Raw genomic sequence first — 19,658 nt, 5'->3', positions numbered from 1 at the left:
AGCCGTCACGCAGTGCAAAGTTCAGGAGGCCGGTGGCGGAGATTCTCTGCCACGGTGACCTTGTAAGCGCCGGGCAACAACGCGTAGTGCCCCGGCAGCAAGGTATAGGTGCCAGCCGGCAGCCCCGGAATTCCGCTCAGATAGACTTGCTGACCGACCTGCAGCGCAACTGGCGCTGACGTCGTCTGCGCCGGATCGCTGAGCTGCATCTGCGGGTCGCGCGGTGCATAGCGGTTGCCGAGGCTCGGCAGGACCGCGAATGTCTGGGTGCCGTCGAGCGTATCGACCGATCCGCCAGCGCCGCTGACGAACTGCGCGCCATAGAGGTCGCCGCCGCCGGACTCGTCGATGTGCGCAGTGGCCGCTCCACCGGATGCGCCCGCAACCGTCAACGCCCGGCCGTAGAACGAGATTGTCTTGGCCGGTGGCGCGCTGATCGTGTTCGGCGTGCCGCTATTGTCGTAGCCGTAGATCCAGTCGGTGTTGCCGAGCGGCGCGCCATATGGGATCAGCGTGCCGGCCGCCGAAACCGACGTGATGCTTCCCGGGAGCAGGTTGATCACGCGCGTACCGGCGGGATTGTTCGGGTCTCCGAAGGTGATCTGCCCGAGCGGCGCCAGCAGGACGCCACCCTGATTGATGGTCGGGGCGATGATCTGCACGGCTCCGCCCGCTGACAGCGGCATGTAGGGCGCCTGGCCGTTGCTGGCAAAGCTGACCACGCTGTTGGGCCCGGTCGCCTGGATCAGGAACAGACTGCTCGTAATGCTTGCGTATGCATTGCTGACCGGTCCGCTGCTGATCGGGTAGATTTCCGTCCCCGTGAACGTCACGTCACCGGCCGTCGTCAACGTGGTCGGCTTGAGGGCGTAAGAGGTGCCGTCCTCGAGACCGGCACCAGACGGATATCGCCCAGGCTGTTGAACGACATGCTGGCCAAGCCAGGCAACGACACCGCCTGGCGAACGGGAGTGCTGAAATCGATGAAGCTGGTTACATAGCTGTAACTCGCACCGCTGCGCAGCGTGCCCTCGATGTCGATCAGGTCGGCATCGACCGCGAGACGCGCCGTACCGGCCATGGGCACTGCGGCGTAGCTGCCGAGAGGGACGTAGCTGCTGCTGGAATATTCGTTGACGTTGCGCTGACCGCCGCCGATGTCGACATAGGGCGCGCTGAGCCGGACCCTCGCGCCCGGCGTCGCGCTGATGTTGCTGGCGTTGATGGTCAGGCTGCGCGCCGCGGCAAGATTGACGTTGCCGTTGAACACCAGGGCATCGACTGCGCCGAGAGACACCGACGCGAAGCCGCCGCTGGAGATCTGGTCGGCGCCGATGAAGATATCTCCGAGCAAGCTGCCCGGGACCGCCTGCCCCTGCGACAGACCAGTCGTCATCAGCGGCGCCGCCTGGCTCACGATCGTCTGGAAGACCGGCTGTACGAATTGCGAGACCCCGGTGTTATCAGCGACATTGCTCCCGATCATCTGATCGATCGTCAGGCTGCCGCCCGCAGCGCCGGCCCCACCGGCCTGCGCCTTCATGGTGGCGTCGAACAGCAGACCGAGCGATGCGCGGATCGCGATGCTGCCGCCCGGATTCGCAACTCGTGTCTGGATCAGACCGGATCGACCCGCGACCTGGAGTATCGTTCCCGACGTCCCCGACACATCAATGATCGCTCCGGCTTGCGCCACGACGAAACCGAGCGGTTGCTCACCATATGGCTGGGTGGCTGAATAGGGATAGTAGAGCGAGGGCTGAGCTTCCTGATTGATGTTGACCTGACCGCCGCCGAGCACGGTGTTGACCGGGCGCCCGGATACATCCAGCGTCGATGTGACGCGGCCGGGCGCCAGCAACCGGGCGTCTGCTCCGATCCAGAGCGTCTGCGTGGCAGCATAGGACGGCCCGTTGTTGGGCGGCACGCCAACCGGCGATCCGACCGCGACCCAGGTTCCGGTCGTACCGGTCAAATCGAGATCGATGGTTCCCGCGGGCGCACTGATCGTGCCGTCGACCGTCAGTTGATGGCGTGCGTGCAGAGATATCGTCGCCAGAGGATCGGCATTGATCACGGCGCCCCGCTGAACATCGAGATTGCCGTTGAAGGCGTCGATCGCGCTGAGGACGAGGTTGACCGGCCCCGGCCGCAGATACGGGGGCAGCATCTGCACCGTCGCAACGCTTGCGACATCGCTGCCGGTCGGTGCCGAAATAGCCTGCGGATTCGGAACCAGATTGACCCCATGCAGCTCGAGATCGGTGCCGCCCGCGACCGTCAGGTTCTGGTAGCTGTAGAGGGCGTACTGGCTGAAGCCGCCGCTGGCAAAGAAGCCGGGCGACAGCCGCATCACGCTGGCGGGATCGACCGGCGTGAGATTGCTGGTCCCGTCGGCGTTGATGCTGCTTGTCGTGCGGAGCGGAAGGATCGCGTCTCCGCCGATCTGGATCACGGGCGTGGCGATGCCGAGCACGCCGCCACGGGTGAAGCCGTAGGACCGCAGCACACCGTCGAGATAGACCCGGCCCGGATAGGTCTGGGCGACCGTCGTCGAATTGTGCAGCGTCGCACCGAAACCGTCGGCGATCAGCGTGACGTTGCCACCCGTCCCGACCGGCAGGCCGTTGCTGGTCTTGATCCGACCCGTGCTCTGCATCCAGCCGCCGCTCGACGCATCGATCACCGCTCCGTCATCGATCCGAACGCTGCCGTAGGCGATCAGCTTGACGTTGCCGCCGTCGTAGAGCGCAGGCGGGGTATCGTTGCCGCCGGTGCGATCGTTGACCCACAGGCCGCGCGTATCGATCACACTGCCCGGATGCAGTTCGATGTCGCCGGTGAAGACAGTCGTTCCCTGCAGCGCCGCATTGACGGTTACCGAGCCGGCACGCGCCACCAGTTGACCGTCGATCGAAATTCCCCCGCCAGCAAAGGCGACGTTCGAGTTCAAGGTGATCGAGCCGCCGGGGGCAACCTGAAGCTTGGCGCCGCCCACGATGCTGATGGCGGGAGATACCGTGCCGCTGACCGGATCAGTCACGCCGCCGCGCGCATTGATGGTGATGCTGCCATAATTCGCCTGGTTGAGCAGATCGGCCGACAGATAGACGGTCTGTTGCCAGGACGGCGGCAGCGGCGACGTCGCACTCGCGAGATCCGGCGGCGCAACTGACGGCGCGATGATGCTCGCATCGGACGCCCCGATGATGAGCGCGGCGCCGGCCGGAAGCGAGTTGGCGGACCGCTGATAGGGCCCATTGATCGTCGCCGCAACAACCGAGGCATCGACCTCTGCTGCGCTCGCCATCACGGTCAGAGCGCCGGCGGCGCGTCCTTCGAGATAGGCGGGCTGGTACACCTGACTGGGGATCAGTGGATTGGCGTAGAATTCGGTGACGCCCCAGTGAGCGTGATTGACCGTAAAGCCGACCCCGATCGAGATGTAGGTCAGGTCGGCAGGGGCCTGATTTGCGCGGTAGATCCTGCCGTCCGAGCCGACCAGCCAGGTGACCGGCACATAGCCGGCCTGATGCGCGAGCGAGCCGCCGGCAATATCGATCAGCGCACCAGGTCGCAGGATGGCATCGCCCGTGGAGTAGGCGATCACCGAACCGCCCGTGGTCAGGCGCTGGTCGATCGGACGCGCGACCTGCCCGAGCCATCCCGACACCTCGAGCAGCCCGCCTGCGGTGTAGACCCGATCCGATGCCGCAGGGTCGAGATCGTGTACGTTCACCCACACGTTCTTGCTGGACAAGATGCCGCCGCGCTGCAATGGCGAGCCGCGCAGCTCGTTGGCGCGCACGTTCACCTGCACCACATCGCTCGACGCCGCGACCGGCACGCCCTGCAACCCCGAAACGTCGATCAGGGAACCTGCGTCGACAAGAACCCGCGCCCCGTCGCGATTGTAGTTCGTGTTGATCTTGGCGGTGGGATTGTCCTGCAGATAGAGCTGGTCTCCGTAGCTCGAGGCTTCAAGCGCAACCCGTCCGGACGGCGCGATGATCGCAGCTCCCGGCTGCATGTTGACGAAGCCGCCCTCGACCGTAATCCGCGACTGGGCCTGCGGCTGGGTGTCCATCGCGGTCAGACCGTCCTCCTCGGGAAGTACCGCGGTGAGGCTGCCACGCGCGAGCTGCACCGCACCGGTCTGCGTCGACACCGCGTAGTGCGAGGTGCTGTCATAGCCGAACATCCCCTGCAGTCCCTGCTGCGCGGACAACAGGATCGAACCGGCCTGGTTGACCGAGGTGGTCGCCACCAGCACGCCGGACTGCTGCAAATTCATGCCGACCAGCGTGATGTTTCCAGTTGGCGCCACGATGAGGCCGGTGTTGCTGACCGTGCCGCCATTGAGCACATTCAACAGCAGGCCCTGCTGGCTCGTGCTGCCGCTTGTCGTGACATAAGCCGACGTGCCGGCGGCGAGCGCGGCCTGGCCGCCTGGCGTGACGATGCTGCCGCCGTTCTGCACATTGGCGCCGAACAGGAATACGTTCCCGCCTCCCGTGGTGACGGATTGGGGCGCCGCCGTGACGATCACAGCACCAGCCTCGACGATGATGTTGCCGGTCGGGCCGCTGCTGCTGGCGAAGATCGGGGCCTGCAGGTTGCCTGCATTGTCGAACGGCGAGCGATTGAGCAGGGCGGTCTTGAATTGCTGATCGGTGATATTGAGTGTCGACGCCACCAGCGAGCCAACATTGATCTGACTCGCGCCGCCGAAAATGATGCCGCTCTGGTTGATGAGAAGCACCTTGCCGTCAGCCTTGATGTTGCCGAGGATTTGGCTCGGCCCGACATTGCCGGTCACGCGATTGAGCGCGACCCAGTTGCTGTTGCCCTGCTGGTTGAAGACGACGTCGGTCCGGGCGCCGACATTGAAGCTCTGCCAGTTGAGGATTGCCTGCGGCGCGGTCTGGGTGATGCCGACGCTGGTGCGTCCGTTGACGCTTGCCTGGCTCGGAAGATTGGCGCCCGACCAGAGGCTCGATCCGGGCGCAGCGCCCGGCGCGACCTGGAGCCCACCCGGCGCCAGACCATCGGGCACCACCAGCTGGGGCAGCGTCCGCGACGTGCCCGAGGCCTGTGCGGCACTGCGCGCGGCCGCCTGTGCCGCCTGCATGGCCTGGATCGCCTGCGCCGCCCGCGCCAATGAACCAGAGCTTTGGGCAGCCGCGTCTGCCGCCTGCTGGGCCGCAGCGCTCGCCGCATCAGCCGCGTAACGCGGCGCGGCGACCGTCCAGGCGCCGCTCAGCGGCCTCGCACTCGCAGGATACGCAGCGAGCAACAATGTCATCAGGCTGGTGCCGGCCATCAACCCGCCGCGGGACACTTGGCGCGACGCCCGCAACGGCGCACTGGCGGCCAATTCACCGCGTGCACGGGGATGATGGGTGGCTTGAACTCGAACCGGCATGACACGTCCTTCCAGCGAACACCGCAGAGGTCACACCAGCGTGACGGGAAGCCACGCCGAAAACCGCAAGGGACTTTTGTGAAAGTTTCGTGTCGCCGCAGAGCGGCCGGAAGATCGTGAGATCGCGCTCAGCTCAGCAGCACGATCCCGCCAGGCAGCAACCGCACGCGCGCATCGAACGCCTGCTGGATCTGGGTCAGAACCTCGTCCATCCGATCGATACGAAAGCGGCCACTGACCGGCAACCGTGCGATCGCGGCATTGACGATGAAGATGCGGCCAGGCCGGTAGCGGTTGATCTCCTCGACCGCATCGGATAGCGGCGTGAAGCGAAACAGCAGGAAGCCGCGCTGCCAGGCAGAGGCGGTCTCGATATCGGCAGCGGCAAGTGTCTCCCCGCGCGCGTCGTAGCGCAGTTGCTGCCCCTCCTTCATGGCGATCGCCTGGGCGCCAAGCTGGACCTGCAGCTCGCCCTTGAGGCAGGTCACACAGACCGGCTGCTCGCCGCCAGCCGGCACATAGCGCACGTCGAACTGCGCCTTGTCGGCGAGAATCCAGCGGTCGGCCGCGCGTACGCCAAAGCTGCGCCCGGACGTGGTGAATGCCGCCTCGCCGGAGAGCAACTCGATCCGTGCCGCGCCGGGATCGGCGGGCCGAAGCGCAATGCTGGTCTGCACGTTCATCTGGATCGAAACATCGCCCGGCAACGCCACGTGGCGCTGCTCGCCAGTGCCGGTCCGGTAATCGGCCGCGAACTCCGACCAGGACGGCCACAGACCGAGCGGCGGCCGCGCAAGCACATAGACGCCCGCCGCCGCGGCAGCGGTCGCGAGCCCGCCGCCGAGCAACGCACGGCGGTTGAGCGGGCGCGAAGCGCTTGGCAACTGTCCGGTCATCATTGCCGCCCGCACATTGCGGCCGGCCGGCGCAAGGTCTCGCCACAGGCGGCTCGCGGCGGCGAAAGCGGCGACATGGTCCGCGCTCTGGGCACGCCAACGCCGCAGCGCCTCGGCGTCCGCGGCGGTGGCATGTCCGGAAGTGAGATGCCGCACCCAGCCCACTGCTTCCCGCTTGAGCGGATCAAATTCCATGTCGTCCTTATCCATCGCGCTCATGGTCGGCGTCCGCCCCATGCCCACCTACGCCGAGATGCGGCGGCTTTTGCCACCACTCTCAAGGAGACGTTTCCAGCCCGGCGGAACCGCATGCTATCCGCCGCTCCGATCACGCCGCTCAGACAATATTCCTGCGCCCGCTGCAGCTCTAGCTCAACCAGGCGCAGGGAAATACCGAAGCGGCGGGCTATCTCCTGCCGCGGCATCTGGTCGAGCCGCGCTGCCAGCAGAATCGCGCGGCGGCGCGGCGGCAGCTCGTGCAGGATGGCTTCCAGCCCGCGCAGATCCGAACGCGCGCGCGCCACCTGCTCCGGATCTGGCGCGCCATCGGCGATCTCGAGCAGTCCATCGACCTCGGCTGCGCTCAGGGTGCGGCTATCGGTGTTGCGTTGGCGATCACGCGCCGCGTTCATGGCGACGCCAAAGATATAGCTGCCGGGATCGCGGACGACACCGACCGAATCCACCCGGGCCATGCGCAGCCAAGCGTCCTGCAGCGCCTCGCCCGCCAGCTCGGCCGATCCTAGCCGTCTTGCCAGCCGTCGCTTGAGTTCATCATAGCGCTCGACCAGCAGGCGTCTTATCAGGGTCAGGGACGCCTCGGTCATGGTGTCGCGCTGGCGCGACGCGCCGGCGAACCATTACAGGCCATCGTCGTGCGAGATCCCTGCGGGACGACCACCAGGGTAACCGGCTGGGCAAGGCCGGGCGGCGGCGGCGCGTCGACCTGCATCCGGCGTAGCGCGTGATCGATGCCAGCATCGACCGCGGCGCTGCCCGCCGAGCCCAGCCGCGCGAACCGCTCCACGTTGCCGGCCGGATCGATCCAGAACTGCAGCGCGATCCGATAACGGCCCGGCCGTGCATCGGCCTCCGCGCACAGTGCCGTCCGAAGGACGGTCTGCAGCCGCGCATAATAATGATTCACCGGAACCGGCAGCGCCGCCTGCGCCGTGGCCGGTGCGGGATAAAGTGCGAAGGACGTCTCTCCGAGCACACGCGCCGACAGACCGCTGCCCGCAAGCAGACGCGCAAGCGCTGCGTCCGCGGTCAAGGGCCCGCGCACGGCGCTGGAATGCAGTCCGGCCGTCAGGTTGCTGTTGTAGAGGATGTTCCGGCCAGCCACGGCACCATACTGCTCGAGCGCGGCCGCCAACGGCTGGGCTGTGATGTCAAAGTCGATCTGCGCCTCCTGTGCCGACACTTTCGGCGGCGCCAGAACGAGACAGACGCCGAACATCAGAGCACGGCACAGCCGAGCACTCGACGCTCGCGCATCGGGGGTCAACTCGGCTCCTCGCGCTTACAAGCCTGTCATGGTCGGGCGGGGACGATAGGCAGGCTGTGTAACAATCTCATGTCAGCAGGGACGGATGGCCGACATGCCCCGAAGCGGATGCGGACCCGGCGGCCGCCCATATCCAAGCTGCGAATCGCAAATACGGTGTTCTGAACGCTGCCAGCCAAACTTCTGGGCGGCACAACCGCAAGGGGACGGCATTGCTTTGATCGACACAAAGGAAAAATCGCGCAGCAATCTGGCTGCACCAGTGCTTCAGCAACAACCGTCGCGCGAGACCCATTCTGATCTCGGCGACCACTCCGCGAAGGTCCTGGAAAATAAGGATTTTCCTTTGGTGGGCGCACCAGGGCTCGAACCTGGGACCCGCTGATTAAGATGCAGCTCTTTTATACCTTATTGCAGATACTTAGCTGTAAAATCCCCTCTCGGGGCGGTCATATGCATCAATAGGTTACAGCCGGATTGTAAATCACAAGTCCTCCCATTACCTGCCCCAGCTTCTGCGTCCCCAACGCACGTAGCGGATGGAAAAATAAATAAAAACAACGGAGTTCGTTGGGGCCTGCCCCGTCGCGTGAGTTCGAAGATGCCTAATCTCAAGGACATCTCGCCGCTCACCCGGGTGCTCGAGCGCTGCCGATAAGTCGCCACCGGACCAGGCTGGCATCCCGCTCCACGGCCTTCCCTCACGGTTTTTGAGGCTGTGCTGGACGCCCAGCGCGGATAAGTTTCCGACATGCTCGCTTTTCAAGGCCCGGTACAACCAATTGCTGGCGCTTGGCGACGCGTCAGGACGCGGCCCGCGAAACCGTTTTCACCAGCTGGCGAAACCGGCCGGAAACACTCGGCTGATACCACTTCCCTCAAAATGATAAGGGGAAGTGTCATGATCGAAATCGCGATCATCGGTCTGCTGTTTGTAAGCACCGTCATCTTTGGCGCTCACGCTTACGACGCGATCCACACCCATTGAAGAGCCGTGACAGCCTCGGCGACGCCGTTGCCGGAGGACATCACCAAGGCTCACCATCACGCGGATTGCCCCCTAGATGGCTCGCTCAGGATGTGGGCGGTTTCGGCCAAACTTAGTCATCTTGATCCACAGCCACGATGCGCAGTAGGGCCGCCCTGTTCCCCGCTTCAACCGATCGACAATTTGCTGCGCCGTTAGAGCCCTACCTTCTGATCGCAACGGCTCGAAATCTCGGGAGTACATGAAGCGCCACCGTCGCCTTTCCCTGATTACTCTGCGCCCGTTGTTCGCAATGCCGGTGACGAGTGGAGGATCGAGTGCGTCCGACTTAGATCAATCGTGTCAGCGCGGCAACTCGCTCGTGGAGCACCCTTGAGATGTTATCTATGGCCGTTCTGATCGGAGCACTTTTGGAGGCGTCGTCGACGCAGGTTCGAACGGCGTACCTACAACGCTACTCTGCTGGCGCAGGCCTATGACTGGCTTCGATTGGCGTCCGGTCGCCGGGCTTTAGCGGGGCTGACAACGTCGTGAATGATCTCAAGACTGCTTTTCAAATCGCGATCAAGCGAGGATTCGCAATCGCGTCACGCGATTGAGCATCCGTACGCTTCACGACGCCGTCCGTCGATTCGATCGGCCCTTGCCGCGGCGGCGCCGCGTTTGTTGACGACGTTTTCGAGGAGGATCAGGCAATCTCGTCGCATCTGTCGCCCCCGGCGCAGCGGGTTCAGTGGTTGGCGGGTCGTCCACTGATCGAAGCGGCGATCTTCGAACAGCGACCGCAGTTTCTAACGCGGCCAGGAATAGCCGCCCCTCCGCCGTGATTTCCCAGCCCGCGTCATCGCGAAGCACGAACTTCGCCGAGAAGATATTCAGGTCCGGCGCATGCTCGGCCAACCGCTTCATGCGCTCGGTCCAGTCTCTGCCGCTGTTCATCAAGATTGCAACGGCGTGCCGTAAGTCGGCAACGGAGGCCCGCCCGGCGGACTGGCCGGCCAGCACTTTCAAGACGGTTAGTTGGAAGGACACTTCCACGTCTCCGGTCTGGCTGGGTGCAAAGTCTCGGCGAGATCGGTCAACCGCCCGTCAAAAATCGGACTGATGCGCCGGCTTATCCCCTCGCCAACTTCGAATTCTCCTGATCGATAACCGATCGTTCACCAAAATCACCCTACTTAAGCGCGTGACCTGAAGGTTCTCAGACGGTGCCGTCGTGCGCGTTGAGTTGGTGACGGCGACCCCTTCCATGAGCGAGAATTCAGCCAAGAGGCGAAACACCGTTCAGCGTGACGCTCCGATCGCGCGAGACGCGAGCGTGGCGCAGGCGGCTCTGATCTGGACGAGTGCTCTCCATAGCTTCTTCAACGGCTTGGTGATTGCAGTTATCACGGGCGCTGTGCTCAGCTTTCTGTTGATCGCCAAGCATTACTCGTGGTCTCTGGGCGGTGGAGGCATTTGCGATCGTGGCGAGCGGCCGCTGATTGGCGCTTCAGATTGCACAAAGCGCCGTTCGTAGTGGGCCGCTAGCTGCAGAAGGCGCAGCTTGATAAACGGATCAGCCTCTTCAGCCAGCGCGCGAACGGTTCGTGCCCTCTCCTTGCAGAACTCGTGGTCCATTGTGTCCTCGCTGAAATCTACAGCGGGGATAGTCTCGGTTAAGCGGCTGGGCCCCGGTGTGACGTAGGTACATTGCCAAGGGGTTTTCCCCGCAATTCGCCGGATACGTAGAAAGTCAAAGCAACGCCGGGCGCGCCATCGTGACCCCAGCTTCCGGACGTCCACCTTCGTAGGGTCCTTGCCGGCCTTCGACCGTCCTACCAGGCCCCGGGTTACGGGCTTCGGCGTCGCGGATTTGGTGTCTTCGTGCATTTCCTGCCGGGTAATGCCAGCGCCCTTTTGCGTGACAACGTCGGCGCGTGCGACATTGTCACGGTAGTGACCAGCTTTCCCAGCAGCTTCGCCCCGCGCCTGCGCCGCGTCGCATTCGTCACCCAAGCAGGTATCGAACTCGCTGACGGCGGATTTGAGTTGGTTGAGCGAGAGAGATTCAAAACTCCTTGGTCTACAAGCCTTTGGTTTGACGAAAATGTCGCACTGAACCGTTTTGCAGGGTTCTGAGATTCGGAGAAAATTCGGTTCTCCGGACCTGTCGAGGGCTAGTTGTGCCGACGATGAAATGTCTCTAACAGGCAAAAACACAGCAAAGCGGCCGGATCTTCGGCCTCTCCCGACGGCGAAGTACGAAGCGGCTTTGGGTTGCTGGCGGAGGGAGAGAATCTAGAGCCAAACTTGCTCACCGGCAGCACTCCGTCACGCCATAGCGATATCTAATTGATTTTAAATCGGAAACCCGGCTGAGCCGTTTACATCGTTTCCGTAAACGGCCTCGGAGCCATCCGCCCGAGACCACGCAATTCGGCCGGCCTCCGGCGATCCCCGCCGGAACGGATCCTGGGCGATGTTCGATTCGCCTGCGGTATCAAGACTGTTTGAGACCAAAGTCGTAGTGCAAATGAAAGAAGGGGGAGTCGCGGAAAACGCCATCGGGCGCGGCTCCGGCTGGCATCAGCACGAACTCGCGAACCAGGCTGTCCTTGACACCGAATACCACGTCCGAATCGAGATATTCGTCGCCCTCTGCGAATACGTGCGTCACCAGCGTTTGATACCTTGGGGCCGAAATCATGAAGTGAACGTGCGCAGGACGCCAAGGATGCCGCCCTTGCTTGCTTAACATCGCGCCGACCGGTCCATCGTGCGGTATGGGATAGGGTGCCGGCCTGATCGTCCAAAAGCGGAATTTGCCTTCGTCGTCGGTGCGGAATCGAGCCCGCATCGCCAAGCCTCCCGTGCGCTCTAGTTGCTGCACATCGTAGTAGCCGTCGCTATCCGAATGCCAAACGTCAACGGCGGCACCCTGGATTGCGAAACCATCGGGTCCATGCACGGTGCCTGTAACAAGGAAGGGATGGCCCTCCAGGCCTCCGGAAATGTCCTCGCCTAGCGATTTCGCGGGAGCTCCTTCGACGAAAAATGGTCCTAAAACGGTTGTATCCGTGGCGCCTTCAGTGGCTCCGTGGTTGATTGCATCTACCAACATCGAAACGCCTAGCGTGTCGGAAAGGAGCACGAACTCCTGACGTGTGTCACTGCAAACCTTGCCCGTCTGGGTCAGGAAGGCAATTCCCTTCTCCCACTCCGTAATAGTCGGTCTTACCTCGCGAACGAAGGCGTGAAGGTGCCGGACCAACGATGCGCTAATCTCGGCCGTCCGTTCGTCAGATGCGCCAGAGAGGCGGTCGAGGACCGCATCGGTAATCGTCAATTCATTGAAATTTCTCATGGGGGCCTGCTCTTTTTCTTTGTTTTGGCTCTGACTGGAACAGTCCGCCGAACAGGACGCGCGCCGGAGTGCCGGGAGATTGTGAAGTGCTGCGATGTCGCGCCCTGAGCGTCCATGAGTGGGATCGCGAATGTCCGACGGACAATCGCGACCCCTTCTGTTTCCGATCTAGCCTGCTGTTATTCGGCCGCGGTGCTCATGTAGCGCTTCTGGACGTCCTGCGCCTTGGCATAGTCGGGCTGGAAGCGAACGTTGGCGTAGTGCGAACTCTTCTGCTCCTCCTGAGCTCGCTTGCCGAGCTCCGCCGTATCGCCAAAACCGAGAACTTGGCGAGCTAGCTCTGTCAACGGGCCGTCGACCTGATATTCCGTGCGCTGCATTGTCAGCAGGTTGATCAGATAAAGCGGCGTCCCGTTGAACTTCTCGAACATCTCGTGCCGGTTTCCCCATTCGGTCAGGAATCGCTCGCTGATCTGACGGAAGATCTTGATACGGTCGTGGGCACTTATCTCGGCGCCGCGTAACGCTTCGGCGAGTTTCGGGCCGATGTAGGGATCCTCGAGCTCCCGCTTCGACGGCTGGATGACGACTCCGCGGCCGCAGCAATCGATGAGCATGTTGACCATCTTGTTCTGGTTCTCAAGATAATAGGCTCGGCCGAAGTCAATGTAGATGTTGTTCGGCTTGAACAGACCGCCAGGAGTAGCGAAGCCTGTCTCTTCGGCCGCAATCATGAATGCGCGGCACGTCTCGCGGAAGCGAATGAGTTCGGCCAGCTGAGCTTGGACGACGGGATTGTTGCTGGTGCCCAGAGACTGGGTGAGAAGCAGCGCAAGACCGACCATCAATTCGGCGTGGACGCAATGTCGGATTTGGGTCTCGAGGTGCACCCAGTCAAACTGGCGTTGCGGATACCACTTGGCATGTTCCGGATTGCCAACGTGTTGGACGCAGTCCCACGGAATAATGACATCGTCGAAGTAGACCATCGCATCCAGCTCGTCGCCGATCGTGGCCAGGGGGCGGTCATACGGGTCGGCATCTGGCTGAGCGTTGGACTTGCGCGCGACGACTGAGATCCCCTTCGTCGCGATCGGGATCAACGCGTAAACGGTCTGCTCCGGAGTCTGGCCAGGACGCCACAGGTTCCCGATCAGGAGATGATTGACGAACGGGACAGACGTGCCGATTGCCTTCCACCCCCGAACGAGAATGCCGTCATCGCGCTCCTCGATAATTTTGAGCATTGGCGTCTCGGCCATTGCATTGTCGCGACCGCGGTCGAATTGCACGTCGAGGAACATCGGGGAAATGGCAAGGTCCTTCGAAGTCACCTCTTCCCACTGACGCTGGATGTTGCCGGAGAGATCTCGTTTCTTTCCAGAGAACCGCGAATTGTCCGACCAGGGTTTCTGGTCGTCAACCTGGGTAAACATAACGACGTTCATTCCAGCCGGCGGCCGCGTGAAGATCCCACCCTTGAAGTGACGGCACAGAAAATCGCAGTACTCGCGACGCTTGATAACGTCCTCCTTGGACCGAGGAAGGAACCAATGCATGGACTGCTGATTTCCCTCATCGTCGACGAACGTTGCGATATCTTGATTTTTTGGATCAAGATGAAGATCGTAGTACTCGGCGATCGCGTTGGCGTAGCCCTTGGTCATCGGATGGGACGTTACGTCCTCAATCAATTCGCCTCCCACGTACACGCGCCGCCCGTCGCGAAGCGACGCAAGATATTCAGCACCGGATCTCATTGTCAGTCCTCCTTGGGGGTTGTCAGGAAAGTTGTCGCTGAAGCGTTGCAGCGTCCCAGTAGTCTTCGCTGCGGCGTATCAAGCCGCCCTCGATCTTGACGAGTTGAACACCTCGCAGGGAAATGGCCTTGGCCAGCTGAATGCTGTCTTTGCGCGGCGCTGTCGCGTGCATGGTATAGAAGGTCGCGACCGCTCCATCTTCCCCACCAACCATCGCCTTTACTTCCCAGCGAACATCGGGCAGCCATGAAAACAGCTTCTGCATTCCGGACACGATTTCATCGACCCCGCGCTTCGTACGCAGTTGAGACACTTCATCGTGCGTCGCGTCCTCGCGATACAACTCACGGATCGTATCGGGATCATGATTGTCATAAGCAGCGTAGAGCTTCTTTGCGATCCCGATCGGGGCTAATTCGACCGACAACCTCATGCTCGCACCTCCAAATCGATACTGTGCATGTAACGACCATGCCCGTAGAGCAATGGCGGGCGACGGCTCGGAGCATCAATGCTCTCGATTGCGGCGATCGCAACGAGATGGCTGCCAACGATCAATTGCTCGACTGTCCGGCATGTGAAAACCACCGACGCATCTCGCACCTTCGGTATCCCGTTCGCTCCCAACACTCTCTCTGCCGGCAAAACATGTTCATCGACGTACTTGTCGCCATTCGGACGCGAGCAGAGCTCCGAAAGATGACGTTGGTCCTGACTGAGAAGATTGACGGCGAACCGACCGAAATCGCGAACGTCGGCTGCAGTAACAGTCTTGCTGTTTAGACAGACCAGAATCGTGGGGGGATCCATGCAGATCGAGGTGAACGAATTAATCGTCATTCCCCATGGTCTGCCGTCGTGCCAGGTAGTTACGACACTCACACTGCCGACAAAGTGACGCATCGCCGCCCGAAACGCATTCGCATCCACTTCAGTTTGCGAAGACGAACATCTGGTGGCCATTCCTCCGACTTTCACTCTCTTCATCGCGCGCCTCGTTGCGACAATTCTTCTGTCGAAGAGGCTAGGTGGCGTCGGGGTCAAAATCTAATCGATATTTGAAATCCCAACTATCCGTGGCGTCGATCACTGGGCTGCTGCGATGCAGCGACAGGATGGGATGCCCGGAAACGCGTCAATCGATGAACGAATAAGCAGGACACTGCACACATTGCTCTTCAGCTCGGGCGAATGCCGCACCGTCAGTCGCGATCGGCGACTTCGCATTTGCGTGGTGCGTTATCGTCCAGTTTGCTAGGCTCGCCCCTTTCATTGGGGGACTGCGATGAACCTGCGAAACATCGATCTAAATCTCCTTGTGATCCTTGATGCTCTCCTCACCGAACGAAACGTCAGTCGAGCTGGGGAACGTATCGGGCTCAGTCAATCGGCGATGAGCGCCGCACTTGCCCGGCTTCGCGACATCTTCGGTGATCCGCTACTCGTTCGCGCCGGCCGAGATTTGGTCCTGACGCGAAATGCGGAAGAGCTGATCGTCCCACTAAAAGATTCGCTGAATAAGATCGAACAGACTCTGCTGCGGCGTCCGAGTTTCAATCCCGCAAGCGATGCCAGAACATTCTCCATTAGCGCATCCGACTATGCAGGATTGGTCCTTTTGACTCCGCTCGTCCAAATGATTGCGAACGAGGCTCCGAATGTGACCATACATCTACTGCCCCGCGCGCGAGACGCCACGCGCGTTTTGCAGACCAATCAAGCCGACATCGTTATCGAGCCGACCGAACTTTTCGGTTCAAATGAATACCCGAGCTGTGCGCTGCTGAGCGATCGCTGGCTTTGCGCGGTCGATGCTGAGCATCCTGACATCGCCGATGATGTGCTTACTGAAGAACAATTTCTTCAGTTGCCCCACCTCGTTTACGGGATCGGTACTCACAGGCAACTGAACCTCGCCGACCAGCATCTAGCAAACGCAGGTATAGCTCGCCGCATACAGGTGACAGTTGAAAGCTTTCTGCTTAATCCATTTCTAATTCAGGGGACTCGATTGGTGAGTCTCGTCCTAGAGCGGGCCGCGAAAAAGATAGCCGCGACATTGCAGATTAAACTGCTCGCGCCTCCGCACGCCCTCCCAGATATTCATGAGGCCATGTACTGGCACCCCCGCCATACGACCGACCCAGGACATAAGTGGCTGCGCGAAAAGCTTTCATCGGTGGCCAAAGAAATGAGCTAAACCTAAACATCCTGCGGCTCCGCACCGATCCGTGGGCAGGACGGCGGCACTATGCGCTTGCGTCAAGCAGCCGCCCGAGCCTAAGAATTTACCTATTAATACGGGCGATTCTTGAATTCTTGCAAAGACTTATCCATTAGCAGCAATTGCTCTGCAATCAGGGCAATCCCTCAGGCGCGTGGGCACGGTCGGGCAGGTAGACCATTACGATTACCGGCTTTCGAACCAAGGTCGCCATGTCCGAGTTCCCGAGGGGTGCTGCTTCGCCCGCCGCGATTGTTGACGCGCTTAAAGCGGCCGCCGGCGATCCGCCAAAAGCACGCGCGAGCTTTGCCAAAGGCCAATGCGTCCATGGCACCTACATTCCGTCAAATCAGGCGGAGGAAATTACTAAATCGCGGAGCTTCACAAGACCATCACGCGTGTTGGCGCGCTTCTCGATCGGTGGCGGCAATCCCAATGTGGCGGATACCGAGAATCTCGTGCCGCGCGGCTTTAGCTTCAGACTCGGCGACAGCAACCATCGCTCAGACATCCTCGCACAAGATTGTCCCGTCCACTATGCTCGGACGCTTGAGCAGATGATGGCGTTCCACGAAGTACGCGTTCCGGGCCCCGATGGTAAGCTGGATCGGGAAAGAATTCGTACGTTCTCTGCTGCTAATCCCGAAACGCTGCACCAAGTTAACTACATCGTCGCGCGGCCACTGCCGGCGAGTTTTGCCAGCACGACCTATTGGGGCGTGCATTGCTTTCCCGCCACCAATGCGATGGACGAGACACGGCTCATCAAATTCAAGATCGCGCCGGTCGGCGGTGACGTGACGCTGACGGGACCGGAAGCTAAGGCGAAAGCCGTCGACTTCCTGCACGACGAGCTCGAACAGCGGGTTGCGACAGGCAACGTTCGATTCAGCGTGCTGGCGTTGCTCGACCGCCCCGGCGACCCAACCATGGACCTGACTGTCCGATGGCCCGATGAGGACCATCGCGAAGCCGTGCGGCTCGGGACGATCGTAATCACCGGCATCGAACCGAACGAAGCCTGCGATGGCTCAATCTTTGATCCGGCAAGTCTCGCCGAAGGTATCGGTCACCCGCGCGACGAGATATTTGCGGCGCGCGCCGTCGCCTACGTCATCTCGCTGAAGATGCGTCGCTGATCGGGCGAGCCACCTCGCATTGTCAAGACTCACATTTCCGCTTCGGCCATGCCGAGCTTTTCGCGGCGCCACGCTCCCGGGCTGATCCCGACCACGGCCGTAAACACCCGCGTGAAATGACTTTGATTGGCAAAGCCGGCCGATATCGCGATTTCGGATAGGGGCAGCTCGCGCACCGTCATCAGTTGTTGGGCCACCTCGACACGTTGGCGGAGCAGCCACCGGTGCGGCGGCAGGCCGGTGGACATTCGAAATGCCCGCGAAAAATGGCTGACCGAGAGGTCAAACTCGGTCGCGATTTGTTGCAATGGAAGCTTTCCACCGAGGTCGGAATCCAGTTTTTCGCACGCGCGTTTCACCTGCCAGGGCGCGAGACCGCCGCGGACGAGTTCGGCTCTACGATGCATTCCGCCATAGGTCTGCGTGACGTGTGCGGTAAATGCGAGCAGCGTGTAATCGATGAAGAGGCGATTGGTCTCGGTCGGCCGACGCAGTGCCGGCAGGAGTGCCCCACCGATATGACGGATGACCGGGTCGTCATGGCCGACGCCGAACTGACAGGGAAGATCACCAACCCGCGGCGCGCGGGACTGCTCGGCGATGCCGTCCAGCGCTGAACGCGGGAGATAGAAATGGAGGGAGTGGAACGGCTTGTTGATGACGAATCGTGGATCGATCTTCATGTCGTACAAATAAGTTGCGCCGGCTCGGATATCGGCCTTGGTGACGCACTTGCCGCGAGCCCAGAGCTCGCAACTGGGGTAATCGTTAAGCTTTAGGCTGACAACATAGGAATCCTCAAGGACCATCCCGCCGGAAAGGCACTGGACGGGGGCATCATCCCGGGTTTCAGTGACGGCTATCTCGGTATTGCGCAGCGAACGCGTGATCAACGAGGGTGGTTCATGCTCCAGGTGCAAGAACCGCCTGACGTTCTGACCGTAAAAACCCCTCTGTGTCATGTAGGTCGGTCTCATCGCTGGTAGCTGAGCCAGGCGCCTCTCGCTTGCCCGCGCGTAGCTCATTACCCGATTGCGCGAAAGACATCGATCAACGATGCTGACCTAGCGCCCCGCGGGCCACTCATCACAAGACGTCGCGCAAATAGAGATTAAAGCAGGATCAGGCAAAACACAGCCGTTTTGGCAAACAACCCGCAGTCGTCGCATTGGCCGGAATCACCTATCCCCTCCAGACACGCCGAGCTTTTCGCGGCGCCACACGCCCGGGCTGATCCCGACCGTGGCCGTAAACACCCGCGTAAAGTGACTTTGGTTGGCAAAGCCGGCCGATATCGCGATCTCGGCCAATGGCAGCTCACGCACTGTCATCAACTGCATCGCAGCCTTCAGACGCTGGCGAAGCAGCCATTGATGCGGCGGCAGACCGGTGGAACCGCGAAAGGCACGCGAGAAATGGCCGACCGAAAGGCCAAACTCAGCCGCGATTTGTTGCAGCGAAAGTTTCCCGCCCAGATCGGAGTCTAACCTTTCACAAGCTCGCTTTACCTGCCAAGGCGCAAGGCTGCCGCGAGCCGATCGGGTGACGCGCTGCAGTCCACCATAGGCGTGCGCGATATGCGCGCCGAACGCGAGCATCATGTGATCAATGAAAAGTTGGTTCGCTTCATCTGGTCGACGCAGCGCCTGCAGCAGCGACGCCCCTACATGGCGCATCACGTCGTCGTCATGACCGGTACCGAACTGACAGGCAAGGTCATCCGCGCGTGTCGCGCCCGCTTCTTCAGCAACACGGTCGAGCGCCGAACGCGGCAGGTAAAACTGGATTGAATGGAACGGCTTGTCGATGACATAGCGCGGATCCTGTCTGAGATCGTACAGCCATGTTGTACCGGCCTTGACATCCGCCTTCGTTACGCACTTGCCGTGCTTCCAGAGTTCGCACTCCGGATAGTCATGAAGTTTCAGGCTGACGATATAAGCCTCGTCTTCCATCGAGCCCGAGAGACCAGGCAAAGGGTTATCATTCCGCGTCTCGCTGGCCGCAAGATCAATCCCGCGCGTTGAGCGGGTTACCAACGAGCTTGGCACGTCTTTCAGGTGCAGGTACTGCCTGACCCTCTGTCCGAAGGTGCCAGCCTGAGTCATGGAGGTCAGTCTCATCGCAAGGGGTCAGGGCAGGCGGTTCTCAATCGCCGCGTCCGCAATTATCAGGGATCGGCACGCTGCGGTCTAGATTTGCAGCGACGCGAACGGCCATTATGACCGCTTTACGACGCGACATTTTTCGCAGTTATTTCAATACTCGCGGCGAGATCGAGGACAAAATCTATCAGCGAGGCTGACCTAAAGTCTACGGCCGCTGATCACAAGGACGTTAGGCAAGCGACGCCTCAGGCAGAATTTGGCAAAA

Annotated in this window: 16 protein-coding genes; 3 read left to right on the top strand and 13 right to left on the bottom strand. The window is 61.3% G+C overall.

Annotated elements, in window-relative coordinates; genetic code table 11:
• Positions 1–5: 5 nt before the first annotated feature.
• From HAP47_RS13350 to HAP47_RS13325, 7 genes are all read right to left on the bottom strand, one after another.
• Positions 6–851, bottom strand: coding sequence for a hypothetical protein (locus HAP47_RS13350; RefSeq protein ID WP_173637849.1), 846 nt, complete (start codon positions 849–851; stop codon positions 6–8).
• Positions 848–5,425: a two-partner secretion domain-containing protein gene (locus HAP47_RS13345; RefSeq protein WP_173637850.1), complete on the bottom strand. Its 4,578-nt coding sequence runs from the start codon at positions 5,423–5,425 to the stop codon at positions 848–850. The genes HAP47_RS13350 and HAP47_RS13345 overlap by 4 nt, the downstream gene beginning before the upstream one ends.
• A 128-nt stretch (positions 5,426–5,553) precedes the next feature.
• The gene (locus HAP47_RS13340) at positions 5,554–6,540 is read right to left on the bottom strand and encodes a FecR family protein (RefSeq protein ID WP_231168865.1); all 987 of its coding nucleotides are present in this window, start codon (positions 6,538–6,540) and stop codon (positions 5,554–5,556) included.
• Positions 6,537–7,148, bottom strand: a complete 612-nt coding sequence (locus HAP47_RS13335) for an RNA polymerase sigma factor (protein ID WP_173637851.1) — start codon at positions 7,146–7,148, stop codon at positions 6,537–6,539. Before HAP47_RS13335 ends, HAP47_RS13340 begins: the two co-directional genes overlap by 4 nt.
• Entirely contained in the window at positions 7,145–7,828 is a 684-nt protein-coding gene (locus HAP47_RS13330) for an energy transducer TonB family protein (RefSeq protein ID WP_173637852.1), read from the bottom strand. The genes HAP47_RS13335 and HAP47_RS13330 overlap by 4 nt, the downstream gene beginning before the upstream one ends.
• An 829-nt stretch (positions 7,829–8,657) precedes the next feature.
• The gene (locus HAP47_RS41310; protein ID WP_256460219.1) at positions 8,658–8,789 is read right to left on the bottom strand and encodes a hypothetical protein; all 132 of its coding nucleotides are present in this window, start codon (positions 8,787–8,789) and stop codon (positions 8,658–8,660) included.
• 639 nt (positions 8,790–9,428) lie between these two features.
• The gene (locus HAP47_RS13325; RefSeq protein ID WP_173637853.1) at positions 9,429–9,848 is read right to left on the bottom strand and encodes a hypothetical protein; all 420 of its coding nucleotides are present in this window, start codon (positions 9,846–9,848) and stop codon (positions 9,429–9,431) included.
• An 834-nt stretch (positions 9,849–10,682) separates the two neighbouring features.
• Here HAP47_RS13325 and HAP47_RS13320 point away from each other — a divergent pair.
• Complete coding sequence (locus HAP47_RS13320; RefSeq protein ID WP_173637854.1) at positions 10,683–10,937, top strand: hypothetical protein; 255 nt, start codon at positions 10,683–10,685, stop codon at positions 10,935–10,937.
• A 361-nt stretch (positions 10,938–11,298) separates the two neighbouring features.
• Here the strand turns inward: HAP47_RS13320 and HAP47_RS13315 are convergent, their stop codons facing one another.
• The 4 genes from HAP47_RS13315 to HAP47_RS13300 form a co-directional block, all read right to left on the bottom strand.
• Positions 11,299–12,162: an intradiol ring-cleavage dioxygenase gene (locus HAP47_RS13315; RefSeq protein WP_173637855.1), complete on the bottom strand. Its 864-nt coding sequence runs from the start codon at positions 12,160–12,162 to the stop codon at positions 11,299–11,301.
• 179 nt (positions 12,163–12,341) lie between these two features.
• Positions 12,342–13,922 carry a 4-hydroxyphenylacetate 3-hydroxylase family protein gene (locus HAP47_RS13310; protein WP_173637856.1) on the bottom strand — a complete coding sequence of 527 codons (1,581 nt, stop codon included), beginning with the start codon at positions 13,920–13,922 and terminating at the stop codon, positions 12,342–12,344.
• A gap of 22 nt (positions 13,923–13,944) precedes the next feature.
• The gene (locus HAP47_RS13305; protein WP_173637857.1) at positions 13,945–14,355 is read right to left on the bottom strand and encodes a nuclear transport factor 2 family protein; all 411 of its coding nucleotides are present in this window, start codon (positions 14,353–14,355) and stop codon (positions 13,945–13,947) included.
• A complete protein-coding gene (locus HAP47_RS13300) occupies positions 14,352–14,909 on the bottom strand; it encodes a flavin reductase family protein (RefSeq protein WP_173637858.1) in 558 nt (185 codons plus the stop codon). Before HAP47_RS13300 ends, HAP47_RS13305 begins: the two co-directional genes overlap by 4 nt.
• Positions 14,910–15,207: 298 nt before the next feature.
• Between HAP47_RS13300 and HAP47_RS13295 the strand changes: the two genes are divergently transcribed.
• Both HAP47_RS13295 and HAP47_RS13290 read left to right on the top strand, forming a co-directional pair.
• Positions 15,208–16,122 (top strand): LysR family transcriptional regulator, encoded by a 915-nt coding sequence (locus HAP47_RS13295; RefSeq protein WP_173637859.1) that lies wholly within the window; start codon positions 15,208–15,210, stop codon positions 16,120–16,122.
• Between the two features lie 236 nt (positions 16,123–16,358).
• Positions 16,359–17,285: a catalase gene (locus HAP47_RS13290; RefSeq protein WP_173637860.1), complete on the top strand. Its 927-nt coding sequence runs from the start codon at positions 16,359–16,361 to the stop codon at positions 17,283–17,285.
• A 29-nt stretch (positions 17,286–17,314) separates the two neighbouring features.
• On the opposite strand, the gene HAP47_RS13285 is transcribed toward HAP47_RS13290, so the two are convergent.
• Both HAP47_RS13285 and HAP47_RS13280 read right to left on the bottom strand, forming a co-directional pair.
• Positions 17,315–18,247 carry an AraC family transcriptional regulator gene (locus HAP47_RS13285; RefSeq protein WP_173637861.1) on the bottom strand — a complete coding sequence of 311 codons (933 nt, stop codon included), beginning with the start codon at positions 18,245–18,247 and terminating at the stop codon, positions 17,315–17,317.
• Between the two features lie 216 nt (positions 18,248–18,463).
• Positions 18,464–19,393 (bottom strand): helix-turn-helix domain-containing protein, encoded by a 930-nt coding sequence (locus HAP47_RS13280; RefSeq protein WP_173637862.1) that lies wholly within the window; start codon positions 19,391–19,393, stop codon positions 18,464–18,466.
• Positions 19,394–19,658 lie beyond the last annotated feature (265 nt).

Origin of the sequence: Bradyrhizobium sp. 41S5 (assembly GCF_011516665.3) — a bacterium.
GTDB lineage: Bacteria > Pseudomonadota > Alphaproteobacteria > Rhizobiales > Xanthobacteraceae > Bradyrhizobium > Bradyrhizobium quebecense.
The sequence above is the reverse complement of the archived record's forward strand: the minus strand, read 5'-3'. Positions and strand labels throughout refer to the sequence as shown.